Consider the following 12,444-nt stretch of genomic DNA (forward strand, 5'->3'; position numbering starts at 1 on the left):
ATTGCCCGTGAGGCTTGACCATATAACACCCAAGCAATTTGCTGACCTGAGAAGGCACCAGATTGCGGTGTGTGAAGACGAGATGAGCCGAAAGTTCGACGCTCACAAAACACCGAAAACTATCACATACCCAATTTGCTGAAGCGAGGCCAACAGGTCGCGACTCAGTACCCGAATTTCTTGACGACCATAGAGCATTGGAACCACCTGATCCCATCCCGAACTCAGCAGTGAAACGATGCATCGCCGATGGTAGTGTGGGGTTTCCCCATGTGAGAGTAGGTCATCGTCAAGATTAAATTCCAAAACCCCTGTTTGCGTATGCAAACAGGGGTTTTGTTTATGTAGAAGCTCATGAATTTCACCGGGACGTTGCCAGCGCAACGGCTTGGTACACAGAATTTCTTGACGACCATAGAGCATTGGAACCACCTGATCCCATCCCGAACTCAGCAGTGAAACGATGCATCGCCGATGGTAGTGTGGGGTTTCCCCATGTGAGAGTAGGTCATCGTCAAGATTGAATTCCGAAACCCCTGTCTGCTAACGCAGACAGGGGTTTTGTCGTTTAAGGCTGCATGTTGCTCATAATCGACTGCACTTCTACCGCCTGTCGGCCTATTGCTCGAAAAGAGGAAGATTCACACAATCCTCTAAGATTTATCGCTTTCTGGCCGAAAGCCTGACGAGCCATGCGTGCACCGAAATAGAGCGGTCGCAGAGTCCGCCTATCGCGTTACATGGAATGTTCCACTCGGCACGCTCACCCCCCTTTGGCAAAAGAAGTCGATGAAATGAATCTCAAGTTCAGTCATAAAATTCTGTTGGCGGCGTCAGGCGTCGTGGTTCTGGCCTTTGCGCTATTCACGTTCTATAACGATTACCTGCAGCGCAATACGATCAGGCAAAACCTCGCGTCCTCCATCCAGCAATCCGGCGAGCTTACCGCCAGCAGTGTGCAGAACTGGCTCAGCGGCCGCATTCTGGTTCTGGAAAACCTGGCGCAAAACGTTGCTCATCAAGGTAGCGGCGCCGACCTGCCCGGCCTGGTCGATCAACCGGCGTTCACCGCCAACTTCCAGTTCACCTATGTGGGCCAAATCAACGGGGTGTTCACCCAGCGTCCCGATGCGAAGATGCCCGAAGGCTATGACCCGCGTCAGCGCCCTTGGTACAAGCAAGCCGTAGCAGCCGACAAAACCATGCTTACCCCGCCTTATATGGCGGCTGTGGGCGGCCAGATCGTGACGATCGCCATGCCGGTGAAGAAGAACGGCGAATTGTTGGGCGTCGTGGGTGGAGACTTGAGCCTGCAAACCTTGGTAAAGATCATCAATTCGGTGGATTTTGGCGGGATTGGCCATGCGTTCCTGGTCAGTGGGGATGGCCAGGTCATCGTCAGTCCTGACCAGGACCAGGTGATGAAAAACCTCAAGGATATCTACCCCGGCACCCAGGTACGCATCGAGAAGGTTAACCAGGAAGTTGTCCTCAATGGACAAGACCGTATTCTCTCGTTTACGCCAATCAGCGGTTTGCCGGGCGCAGACTGGTATATCGGTCTGTCTATCGACAAAGACAAAGCCTATGCCGCACTGGGTAAATTTCGTACTTCAGCGTTGATAGCGATGCTCATCGCCGTGGTAGCGATTGCCGTGCTGTTGAGTTTGTTGATTCAGGTGTTGTTGCGTCCGCTGACCACCATGGGCGTGGCCATGAAGGACATTGCCCAAGGCGAAGGTGATCTGACCCGACGCCTCGACGTCACGAGCAAAGACGAGTTCGGCGAAGTCGGCAGCGCGTTCAATCAGTTTGTCGAGCGTATCCACGCCTCGATTTCCGAAGTGTCCTCGGCGACACGCCAGGTGCATGACTTGTCCCAGCGTGTGATGGCATCGTCCAACGCATCGATCATCGGCTCTGACGAGCAGAGTGCACGTACCAACAGCGTGGCTGCAGCGATCAACGAGCTGGGCGCCGCCACCCAGGAAATCGCACGTAACGCCGCTGATGCGTCTCAGCATGCCAGCGGTGCCAGTGAACAAGCTGACGATGGACGCAAGGTCGTCGAGCAAACTATCCAGGCGATGTCGGAACTGTCGCAGAAAATCAGCCTGTCCTGCACTCAGATCGAGACCCTTAACGCCAGTACCGACAACATTGGCCACATCCTCGATGTGATCAAGGGCATTTCCCAGCAAACCAACTTGCTCGCGCTGAATGCGGCCATCGAAGCGGCCCGTGCCGGCGAAGCTGGGCGCGGGTTTGCCGTGGTAGCGGATGAGGTGCGTAACCTGGCCCACCGTACCCAGGAGTCGGCAGAAGAGATCCACAAGATGATCACTTCACTGCAAGTGGGTTCGCGTGAAGCCGTGACCACCATGAACGCCAGCCAGGTTTCCAGCGAAGAAAGCGTTGAAGTGGCTAACCAGGCCGGCGAGCGTCTGGTCAGCGTGACGCAGCGAATCGTTGAGATCGATGGCATGAACCAATCGGTCGCCGCAGCGACCGAGGAGCAGACGGCGGTGGTTGAAACCCTCAACGTCGACATCAACCAGATCAACCTGCTGAATCAGCAAGGCGTGGCCAATCTCAACGAAACGCTCAAGGACTGCGATGCGCTGTCGCAGCAGGCCAGTCGATTGAAGCAATTGGTCGATAGCTTCAAAATCTGATCCCGGCGCCAGTCGGAGCGAGACTTCCCGCTCCGATTGCCCTGGAGCCGCTCAGAGAAAGCCGATGCTCCTCAGGTAGTCGCAACCCCTGCGCAAGAGATCAGGGCTCTTTGACGGATACTGTGTGCCCATTTGCTCCAACCCCCACTGGGCATTGCTGTAACGAATCATTGAAGTGTCGCCGATGTCCTCACTCACCCCATCAAGATAAAAGCCCAGTACGCCGAACAACGCATTGTCATGGCGTACTGTTCGCAATGCCCGTTGCCACTGTTGAAGGCTTATTCGTTCAAAGGTGTGTCCGGCCTGGCTGAACGCATCAAGGTAGTGGTCCCAGCTCAACGGTTGTGGATTATGCAGATTGAATACGTTTCTCCCAGCGATAAACCGGATGCCATGAAACGCGATGAAGCGCGCCAGGAAGTCCACCGGCATCAAGTCGAAGTTCCCTTCGAATCGAGGGACCATTCCCAACTGCAGCGACCCCTTGAGCATCAACATCAAGCGATTCTTATCGGGTTGGCAGACGCCGTTCTGACTGTTGAAACTGATATTCCCCGGCCGATGAATATTCACCCAGACACCTTGTTCGCCAGCACGTCCCAGCAATCGCTCGGCCACCCATTTCGAGAGGTTGTAGCCATTTTTCACATAGAGTGGCAACGCGCGGCTGGCAGGTGCTTCAAGCACATACCGATCAGCGCCGATGCTGCTGCAGGCCGACAGCGTCGAAATGAAATTGAAGACCTTCTTACAGTGGGTCTCGCAAAGGCGCAGGCATTCAAACACCGGTTCGACGTTATCCCTGGCGAGTGCTGTGTAGTCCATCACATGGTTGACCTGCGCCGCATTGTGCACAAGCACGCCATGATTGCGAGCGAGGTACTCGTACGCCTCACATGACAGGCCGAGGCGCGGTTGGCGCAGGTCTGCGGCGTACACCTGCACTCGGCTCAGGTCCAGGTGTTCCAGGTGATATTCGCGCAACGCCTGAGTGAATCGATCCGCCGCCGACTGGCCTGGGAGCGCCCGCACCAGGCACGCTACTTCTTGCGCTCCATCCGCCAGCAATGCCTGGACGATATGCACGCCGACGAAACTGTTGGCCCCCGTGACAATCGCCTTGCGCGGATCTCCGGCGCGGGTCTCAAGTAGCACCTCAAGTTTCAATGCTCGGGATGCATCGTTTTCCATTTGGCTGAAAGATGTATCCGGCAGCGCTTCGCCCTCCATCTGTGAGGCCAGAGTACGAATCGTCGGCGCTTCAAAAAATTGGCTCAAGGAGAAGCTGCGGCCAAATTGCTCGCGCAGGCGCAGTAACAAGGTGGACAGCAGGATCGAATGGCCACCCAGGTTGAAAAAACTCTCGTCGATCGACACTTCGCCGGCAGACAACCCTAACAACTCCCCCCACAACTCAACCAACTGCGCCTGGACCGGCGTGTGCGTGCCGCAACGAGTCATCTCCTCGGCGCGGGTACTCGACGCCGCCCGCAACGCCTTGCGATCGATCTTGCCGTTGCTCGAAGAGGGCAGGCTCGGCAGCTCGCTCCAGGCCACGGGTTGCATATGCTCAGGCAGCCACTGCCGGGCGTGATCCTTCAGCCTGTCCAGCGTGACGCCGGGTTCGGGCTGGGCAGCAAAGACAAGGATTCTGCACGCCTGATCAACCACCACTGCTATTTGGCGAAACAACCGACTGCTGCGCAGGCACTGCTCGATTTCCTGAGGCTCGACTCGAAAACCGCGGATCTTGACCTGATCATCCCGTCGACCGCCCAACTCGATACCCTCCGGCGTCCATTGCGCCAGATCGCCGCTACGATAAGCCTGCAGCCATTGTCCATCAGGCAGCGCCAGCTTGACGAACGGGGAGTCAGCTTGCGGTAGTCCGTTCATGTAGCCCTGGCTGACGCCCGGGCCTGCGATGTACAAATCGCCCATCACTTGCTCATCCACCGGTTGCAAGTGGTCGTCGAGGATCAGCACCTGACTGTTGGCCATGGGCACACCGATGTTGCGATTGCTGTCACCGGGCCGAAACGTTCGATGGGTTGCCAGTACCGTGGCTTCGGTGGGGCCATAGAGATTGTGCAGCTGGCATTGGCCGGCCAGTCGCTCGATCACGTAGGGCTCGCAGAAATCGCCGCCGGTGAGCAGGTGTGAGAGGCCCAGCGGCTGGTCCAGCGGCAGGATACTGAGCAATGCCGGTGGCAGAAAAGCATGGGTAATTCGCTGCAGGCGAATCAATTCGACCAATTGCTGAGGATCATGACGCTGGTCTGCGCTGGGGACAATCAGCTCTGCGCCTGCCATCAAGGCGGGGAAAATATCGATCAGCGACGAGTCAAAGCTCAGCGGTGAAAATTGCAGCACGCGACTCTTGTCATCCAGCGCCACACAGGTACTGAGCCAGGCGGTGAAATGCGCCAGATTATGTTGGCTGAGCAGTACCCCCTTGGGTTGCCCGGTGGTGCCGGAGGTGAAAAGTGCCATGCACGGCGCATCGGCGTGGGGACGATGACGCATCAGCGGTTGAGCAGGGTCGACGTCGTGTAAGGCAAATGTACTCACATCAAGTGATACGAAATGATCGCCCAACGGATGCACGCCATTGGCAAGTAATACGCAGGCACCTGCGCTTGTCAGCATGCTGTGCTGGCGTTTTACCGGATGGTCCGGAGACAGTGGCAGATACACCGCGCCGCAACCCAGCACGGCGAGAATGCTCGCGTAGAGTTCGGTAGACTTTTCCAGGCACACACCCACCACCGGTGGTGTCTCGATGCCCTCCAGCAGGAGCAGCAAGCGTTGCTGAATCGCCATGGCTGTTTCCTGAAGTTGGCGATAAGTCACCAGGCCACCCGCGATATTCAGCGCTGTACGATTGGCAAAGGCACCAAGGCTGGCCTGCAAGCGTTCGATCATGGGCATTTGTGCCGCGCGAAGCAGCGCGGGATCTGCCGTACGGTTGAATCGGTGCATGAATGCCAGCGCCTCCAGCCCTTGCAAGCCCTGTTCGGGCGAGGTGTCGGAGCGGGCCATTGCACAGAAATAGCCGGGGTCTCTTGAGAATCCGCTGACCAACGACGCTGCCCACTCCACCAAGGCGTGTTCCGCACGACGGCGCAACCGCTGGCCGTTGCCGCTGGGCTCATCGGCGACGTTGTGCACGGCCAGCAAGTGCCGCTCACGGTCGTAGCAGCGAAACTGAAGTTCGGGTAGCCCGTGCTCGGACACAGGGCCGATGCCCACGCGCAGGCTCATCCAGCACGCGTCGGTGGATAAGGCTGACGTTGGCTGGCTACCGTCCTCGATGACCAGGTCGACTGTCCCCGTCCCGGCGGTATGCCCGTACTGTTCCAGTACTTGCTTGAGGGCTTCCAGCGCCTGGCTGGCCACGCCCCATTCGATCGTCAAGCGCCTCATGCCGACCTCCCCGTTGCGGGCAGGTAGCTGTCCAGGGCTCGAGCCACGCCAGGCGTGTGCAACACGCCGCTGTGGTGCAGGAAGCTCATGATGTTGCCGACCAACGGGTGCTGGCGAGTGATGGGAAAATCCAACGCCAGGATTTCACCCTGCAGCGCCAAACGAACATCGGCACTGATATCCAGGTGTTCGATCAACTGCAGGTCGAAGCTTTTCTGTAGGTCGTTGGTCAGGTAATGGGCCAGGAACGTCGGTAGCACAGCAGCAATGCTGTCGCGATCCTCCGCGCTTGCCGACTGCCAGTAGATGCGCACCAACTGTGTCCAGAACTGTGCGTGGCGCCCTTCGTCAAACAGATGGTCGGCCATCAAGCCGCGCACGGACGACTTGACACTGTCGTCCTTGGAAAAGGCCGCCACGTCATGGGTGACGGTGTTTTCGGCGATGGCCACGACGATCAACTCAACCGCATCGCGCAAGTGCTCCGGCGCCTGCGCCTGCGCTGCCGGCAAGGCTCGGCTCAGTTCGATCTGCCCGGGCAAGTCGAGCGGTTCGATACCGGTCAACTCGACGGCTTGCTGCAGGAAGTCCAGGGCTACCAGGGCGTGGTAATCCTCATCCACCACGACGGTCATCGCGTCGTAGCGGCAGGCGAGGGGGAGGCGCAGCGGGAAGCGATTCTTGGCAATGCTGCGGGCAGTCTTGTCGACGATCTCGGTTTCGAAAACCACGATGTCATGGATGAATCGATAAAAGCTTTGCGCCAGCACGAAGTCGCGCGATTGCGGACAGTGCTCGAGAAAGGTCGCACTCAGCACCAGCGGTTGGCGGTACAGGGGGAAGATCAGCTTGCCGTCGTTTTCCAACACGCGACGCGGGCGAGTGCGGATGGTTGCGCGACGCTCCCAGTCTTCGGCGAAGGAGCGGTAGTCGATAGCGCTCATGGGTGAACCTCTTGCATCGAGGTCTGTACGTCATGCCAGAAGGTCATGCGGCTTTCCAGTGCCTCGAGGGCAACGCTATCGGCTTGTTGCTGGCGAATCGGGTCTGCGCCGATCAGGCGCTGGAGCACCTGCTCCGCCGCCGGGCCATGCTCCTGGCTATCCAATTGGATATGACGGTTGAGGTAGTGACACAGCGTGGGCGCCTGATGAGCAATGAAGGGGCTACTGCACAGAAGACGCTCGAACATCGATGCAATGACGCCCTCACGGCCATGCAGGAAGGCCGCCGCTACGCAGTGAGTCGGGGCGCTGAGTGCGATCTGCCATGTGCTGTCGACAAAGCGGGGCACACCGGGGGGCGCACCGATCATTTGCAGCGCTGCGCTTACCTCCACGCCCTGATGTTGCAGATCAATGAAGCGCGTGATGACGCGGGTGTTAGCCCCGACTTCCACCATGGCGTCCAGGTACAGCTCAAAGTGACTGCAATGGCCCCGCGTCGGATGTTCATCCGACTCCTCACCCAGCACGATTTCATTGATCAGCCGTGCGGCTTGTGAATCAGTGGGTGGAAGCCACGGTATCTGGGTACAAGTAAGATCTTGTTGCAGGCGTTTGGTCAGGGTCATGAAGTCCCAGACCGCAAATACATGACTCTCCATAAAGTATTGTAATTTTTTAAGCGAAGTTATTTCTATAAATAACGGATGGTTGCACAGTTGCAGTTTTTTTTGTTCAAGCAAATGATGATGCATGGTTGACGCCTATAAAATTGTTGCGACTGCACTGGTTGCAGTGATGGAGTTTTGTAGTTGTTAGAGGATTAACGTTAAGGTGTGCTCACGCGGCAAGCCCAGGCTTATTGCGCGGCCAGCTGATTGAAAGGTTTATTGGGTTGGCGGGTGATAATAAACTGATTAAACGTTTGGATGAGCTTGTAAATGTATTAGCTGTTTTTTCGAGAATAAGCTTCCGAGAGAGATAGTTGGTTTAAGTGTGAGAGATTTCTTTATATAACGTCGATTATTAAGAATTGCGAGTTGACTGCAGCGTTACCTGCGCGGGACGCTTCCTGACAAAGGACGGCGCCGCGCGGTGTAAAGGCTAAAAGAAAGGTGCGAACGCCTTACGATATATTTTCTCTTTTCGCAGTTTCGAGGCCATTGAGATATGTATTGATGACCTCCATGCCGCGCATCAAGTGATTACGCAATGTCAGGATGCTCTCTTCGATTTTCTTCTGCACCACCAGGCTGAGCAGTTCGCGGTGGTCCTCTTGTGACGTCTCGCCCAGTCCCATTGCTTCAAGGTTGAAGCGCAGAAACCGCTCTTCCTCATTCAGCCCATGCTCCACCAGCTTAAGTAGGCGATGGTTAGGCGCCTTGCCATACAAGACCATGTGAAACAGGCGATTGAGACGGCCAATCTCGCTGTAGTCTTTCTCACACTCCAGCGCATTGATGCAGGCCTCTGCCTCGGCGATATCAGCCTCAGTGAGCAGTGGGATCGACAAGCGCAAGGCCTCGGACTCCAACAGCATGCGCAGGGCATAGGTCTCAGCCGAGTTGTCCTCAATCAAGGGGGCGACCACCGCACCCTTGTGAGTCACCACATGCAGCAGGGACTGTGCTTCCAACTGGCGCAATGCTTCGCGCACCGGCATGCGGCTGACGCCGAACAGACTGGCGAGCTCTTGCTGGCGCATGGCGGTGCCACAGGGCAATCGTCCATCGAGAATGGCGTTGCGCAACGTTTCTTCAATAACGGCGCGGGCAAGGTGAGCGGGAATAGGGCCGCTGACCTTGATGCTGCTTAAAGGGTTCGGCTTCGGCGTCACGGTTACGCTGCCCTCCTTTGTTGAATAATTAAGTGTGTTTATTGGATCCAATGCACACTAGAGATGGCCCAGGCGCTTGTCAAACAACCAAAGTTTCCGTTTGTAAGGGCCTACAGCGTGTATTTTGTGCGTCTCACATGAGACGGTCATAAACTCGCTCTACCGCTCGATGATCTCACTATGCCATTGTTTTTTCCGAGACGAAGCTTCACCATCCCTTGATATTCCGTCTCTCTTCAATGGACTGAACGCCTTGGCGGTAAGTTTTATTCCCTATCGAGTTCTTTGCTGGTTTTTATCAGCGATCTTATTGGCCGGCCTGATGCTTGGCGGGCTGCATGCCGATTGGGATTTCTCGCAGATCAGCCGCAAGGCCAGCGACCTGTACGGGCCATTGGGCGAAGGCCAGCAGCGTATCGACGCCTGGCAGAGGCTGTTGGCCAGCCAAAAGCAGGTCAGCGAACAAGAACAGCTCAAGGTCGTTAACCTGTTTTTCAACAAACAAATGACCTACGTGGAAGACATCGATCTCTGGCACGCGGTCGATTATTGGGAGACACCCATCGAAGGCCTCTGGAAGGGGGCCGGTGACTGCGAAGACTACGCCATCGCCAAGTATTTCAGTTTGCGTCACCTGGGCGTGTCCAGCGACAAATTGCGCATTACCTACGTCAAGGCCTTGCGTCAGAATCGCGCGCACATGGTCTTGACCTACTATTCGACCCCCGACGCGATCCCGCTGGTGCTCGACAGCCTGATGGATGAAATCCTGCCGGCTACCCGCCGTACCGATTTGATCCCGGTGTATTCATTCAACGCCGAGGGGCTGTACCTGCCCGGCGCCAAGGGCAACAAGAAGGTCGGCGATACCAAACGTTTGTCGCGCTGGCAGGATGTGTTGAGAAAAATGCGTGCGGAAGGCTTTCCAGCCGAGCCTGCCAACTAGGAGTAACTGATCGGATGTCTCTGTTCAAACAGCTATTGATCGCAATCTGTCTGTTCCTGGTGGTCGCCTTCAGCGGCAGCTTCATGGTCAGCCTGGAAAGTTCGCGCACGCAATACGTCAACCAGTTGCGCTCCCATGCGCAGGATGCCGCGACGGCGCTGGCGTTATCGCTTACCCCCAATATCGATGACCCGGCCATGGTGGAGCTGCTGGTCAGCTCGATCTTCGACAGCGGTTACTACGCCAGTATCCGGGTGGTGGATCTGACGACGGACAAAACCATCGTTGAGCGCAGCGGCATTCCGGACAACAACGGCGTGCCCAACTGGTTCGTAAAATTGATCGGCCTGGAGCCGGCTGGCGGCGATGCGCTGGTGAGCCGCGGTTGGGAGCAGGCGGCGCGCGTCGAGGTGGTCAGCCATCCGATGTTCGCCCTGGCCAAACTCTGGCAGAGCGCCTTGGGCAGCCTGGGCTGGTTGCTGCTGTGCGGCGCGGTCAGTGTAGTGCTTGGCGGCCTATTGCTGCGCCGCCAATTGAAACCGTTGGACTACATGGTCAAACAGTCCCACGCGATCGCCCGCCGAGAATTCCTCAGCCTGCCCGACCTGCCGCGCACGCCGGAATTGCGCCGGGTAGTGCAGGCAATGAATCAAATGGTGGAAAAGCTCAAGGCACTGTTCCAGGAGCAGGCCGAGCGCAGCGAAAAGCTGCGCACCGAATCCTATCAGGACAACCTCACCGGTTTGGCTAACCGGCGTTACTTCGAGATGCAGCTCAACGCCCGTGTCAGCAACCCTGAAGAAACCAACTCCGGCTACTTGCTGGTGTTGCGCATCAAGGACCTGGCCGGCCTGAACCAGCGCCTGGGGGGCCAGCGTACCGACCAGCTGCTGCAAGCGGTCGGCGCACAATTGCTGCGCCAGTGCGAGCCATACCCGGAAACCCACAACCTCGTGACTCGGATCCGTGGCGGCGAATTCGCCGTGCTGGCGCCTGGGCTGACGCGTGAAGAAGCACTGCAATTGGCGCAGAACCTGGAAAGCACCTTGCTCAGCCTGCAGACCACCGGCGCCAGCGATGTCGCGCCCGTGGCCTATATCGGCCTGGCACCGTTCAACCATGGCGATGCGCCGCAGGCGCTGCTGACCCGCGCCGACCAGGCCCTGGCGCAAGCCGAAGCCCAGGGTGACAGCACTTGGGTGTGCCTCGATCACAGTGCTACCGCCAACGTCGGCGACGATCACCACGCCTGGCACACGCTGTTGGACCAGGCGCTGACCCAGCAGCGCTTCGAGCTGTACTTCCAGCCGGTCGTCGCCAGCCAGGATCCGCAATTGGTCCTGCACTACAAAGTGCTGTCACGCTTGCACGACGTTGACGGCCATACCCTACCCGCCGGGCGTTTCCTGCCGTGGCTCGAGCGTTTCGGCTGGTCCGCCCGCCTGGATCGCTTGATGCTGGAGCAAGTGCTTGAACAGATGACCGGCCACAGCCATAACCTGGCGCTGAACCTCTCAGCCGCGACTTTGCAGGACCCCCAGGCCCTGCAGCGCATTTATGACCTGCTGCGCCAGCACAGCAACCTGGGCCCGCGCCTCACCCTGGAAATCGGTGAAGAGCAACTGCCGGAGCAGCCTGTGCTGGAACAGATGACCCAGCGCCTGCGCGAACTGGGCTTCTCCCTGAGCCTCCAGCGTTTCGGTGGTCGATTCAGCATGATCGGCAATCTGGCGCGCCTGGGCCTGGCGTATCTGAAAATCGACGGCAGCTACATCCGCGCCATCGACCAGGAAAGCGACAAGCGCCTGTTTATCGAAGCCATCCAGCGCGCGGCCCACAGCATCGACCTGCCGTTGATTGCCGAGCGTGTGGAGACCGAGGGTGAGCTGAAGGTGATTCGCGAGATGGGGATTTTTGGCGTGCAGGGCCAGTTGTTCGGCGAACCGGCGCCCTGGAAATAACACAGAATCCATGTAGGAGCGAGCTTGCTCGCGAAAAACTCACAGGCACCGCGTTCATTCAGGAAGCACGCGTTATCGTTGACGTTTTTCGCGAGCAAGCTCGCTCCTACAGACGGTATCAGGGCAAGCCCCCTCCCACATTTTAGAACCGGTGGAACTCCAGGGCTCAGATAAGCCCTTTCTCATCATCATTGATCAACTGACTCAACCCGCCCAACGCTTCACGCGCCTGGTTACGGTCCATCAATTTGGCCTGGGCCGCGGGCGGCAGGTCCGTCACGCTGATAACGCCCTTGCGGGTGAGCACCTGGATCAAGTCGTCCAGTACCCGGATCATCTCCAGGTCGCTCTGCTTGAGTTGGGCCAGGCTGGTTTCCACTACTTCGTTGGCGTACCAGGCCTGGATCTCATGGTGATCGGCCGGCAGCGTTTCGGTGGATTCGGCAAAGGCGGCGGCCTCTACGCGACTCAACGCACCCTGCGCATCACGTTGCACGTAAAACATAAGAATCCCTCGGAAATGAGCCACACACCTTCAGCCCCACAGGCTGGCTGTGTGTTGATAAACGCGAGTATGCGATGCAACCGGCCGCCAGGGCCAGCAACGTATCACCCAGATAAATCGGCCGCCTCGAGGGCGGCCGATACACTC

The 12,444-nt window shown here is 57.7% G+C and carries 8 protein-coding genes and 2 rRNA genes; 5 read left to right on the forward strand and 5 right to left on the reverse strand.

Going from position 1 to position 12,444, the window contains the following annotated elements; translation table 11 throughout:
• Positions 1-179: 179 nt before the first annotated feature.
• From rrf (TU82_RS21785) to TU82_RS21795, 3 genes are all read left to right on the forward strand, one after another.
• A 5S ribosomal RNA gene (rrf, locus tag TU82_RS21785) occupies positions 180-295 on the forward strand.
• Positions 296-404: 109 nt separating this feature from the next.
• A 5S ribosomal RNA gene (rrf, locus tag TU82_RS21790) occupies positions 405-520 on the forward strand.
• 274 nt (positions 521-794) lie between these two features.
• Complete coding sequence (locus TU82_RS21795) at positions 795-2,675, forward strand: methyl-accepting chemotaxis protein (protein ID WP_057725293.1); 1,881 nt, start codon at positions 795-797, stop codon at positions 2,673-2,675.
• A gap of 51 nt (positions 2,676-2,726) precedes the next feature.
• On the opposite strand, the gene TU82_RS21800 is transcribed toward TU82_RS21795, so the two are convergent.
• The 4 genes from TU82_RS21800 to TU82_RS21815 all read right to left on the reverse strand — a co-directional run bounded on the left by TU82_RS21800 (position 2,727) and on the right by TU82_RS21815 (position 8,885).
• Positions 2,727-6,104 (reverse strand): amino acid adenylation domain-containing protein, encoded by a 3,378-nt coding sequence (locus tag TU82_RS21800; protein WP_057725294.1) that lies wholly within the window; start codon positions 6,102-6,104, stop codon positions 2,727-2,729.
• Entirely contained in the window at positions 6,101-7,048 is a 948-nt protein-coding gene (locus TU82_RS21805) for a diiron oxygenase (RefSeq protein WP_057725295.1), read from the reverse strand. The genes TU82_RS21800 and TU82_RS21805 overlap by 4 nt, the downstream gene beginning before the upstream one ends.
• Positions 7,045-7,803 carry a DUF3050 domain-containing protein gene (locus TU82_RS21810; RefSeq protein ID WP_057725296.1) on the reverse strand — a complete coding sequence of 253 codons (759 nt, stop codon included), beginning with the start codon at positions 7,801-7,803 and terminating at the stop codon, positions 7,045-7,047. The genes TU82_RS21805 and TU82_RS21810 overlap by 4 nt, the downstream gene beginning before the upstream one ends.
• A gap of 371 nt (positions 7,804-8,174) precedes the next feature.
• Positions 8,175-8,885: a GntR family transcriptional regulator gene (locus TU82_RS21815; RefSeq protein WP_057725297.1), complete on the reverse strand. Its 711-nt coding sequence runs from the start codon at positions 8,883-8,885 to the stop codon at positions 8,175-8,177.
• Between the two features lie 322 nt (positions 8,886-9,207).
• On the opposite strand from TU82_RS21815, the gene lapG reads away from it, so the two are divergent.
• The gene (gene lapG, locus TU82_RS21820; RefSeq protein ID WP_231982718.1) at positions 9,208-9,831 is read left to right on the forward strand and encodes a cysteine protease LapG; all 624 of its coding nucleotides are present in this window, start codon (positions 9,208-9,210) and stop codon (positions 9,829-9,831) included.
• A gap of 14 nt (positions 9,832-9,845) precedes the next feature.
• Positions 9,846-11,792 (forward strand): cyclic di-GMP receptor LapD, encoded by a 1,947-nt coding sequence (lapD, locus tag TU82_RS21825; protein WP_057725299.1) that lies wholly within the window; start codon positions 9,846-9,848, stop codon positions 11,790-11,792.
• A 166-nt stretch (positions 11,793-11,958) separates the two neighbouring features.
• Here lapD and TU82_RS21830 read toward each other — a convergent pair whose 3' ends face one another.
• A complete protein-coding gene (locus tag TU82_RS21830) occupies positions 11,959-12,297 on the reverse strand; it encodes a hypothetical protein (RefSeq protein WP_057725300.1) in 339 nt (112 codons plus the stop codon).
• Positions 12,298-12,444: the final 147 nt, after the last annotated feature.

Source organism: Pseudomonas orientalis (assembly GCF_001439815.1).
In the GTDB taxonomy this organism is placed as follows: domain Bacteria; phylum Pseudomonadota; class Gammaproteobacteria; order Pseudomonadales; family Pseudomonadaceae; genus Aquipseudomonas; species Aquipseudomonas orientalis.

Excerpts from the sequence above, each read along its gene's own strand:
- TU82_RS21810 (WP_057725296.1), bottom strand. The coding sequence starts at position 7,803 with ATGCATCATCATTTGCTTGAACAAAAAAAACTGCAACTGTGCAACCAT.
- TU82_RS21830 (WP_057725300.1), bottom strand. The coding sequence starts at position 12,297 with ATGTTTTACGTGCAACGTGATGCGCAGGGTGCGTTGAGTCGCGTAGAG.
- TU82_RS21795 (WP_057725293.1), top strand. The coding sequence starts at position 795 with ATGAATCTCAAGTTCAGTCATAAAATTCTGTTGGCGGCGTCAGGCGTC.
- lapG (WP_231982718.1), top strand. The coding sequence starts at position 9,208 with ATGCTTGGCGGGCTGCATGCCGATTGGGATTTCTCGCAGATCAGCCGC.
- TU82_RS21800 (WP_057725294.1), bottom strand. The coding sequence starts at position 6,104 with ATGAGGCGCTTGACGATCGAATGGGGCGTGGCCAGCCAGGCGCTGGAA.
- lapD (WP_057725299.1), top strand. The coding sequence starts at position 9,846 with ATGTCTCTGTTCAAACAGCTATTGATCGCAATCTGTCTGTTCCTGGTG.
- TU82_RS21805 (WP_057725295.1), bottom strand. The coding sequence starts at position 7,048 with ATGAGCGCTATCGACTACCGCTCCTTCGCCGAAGACTGGGAGCGTCGC.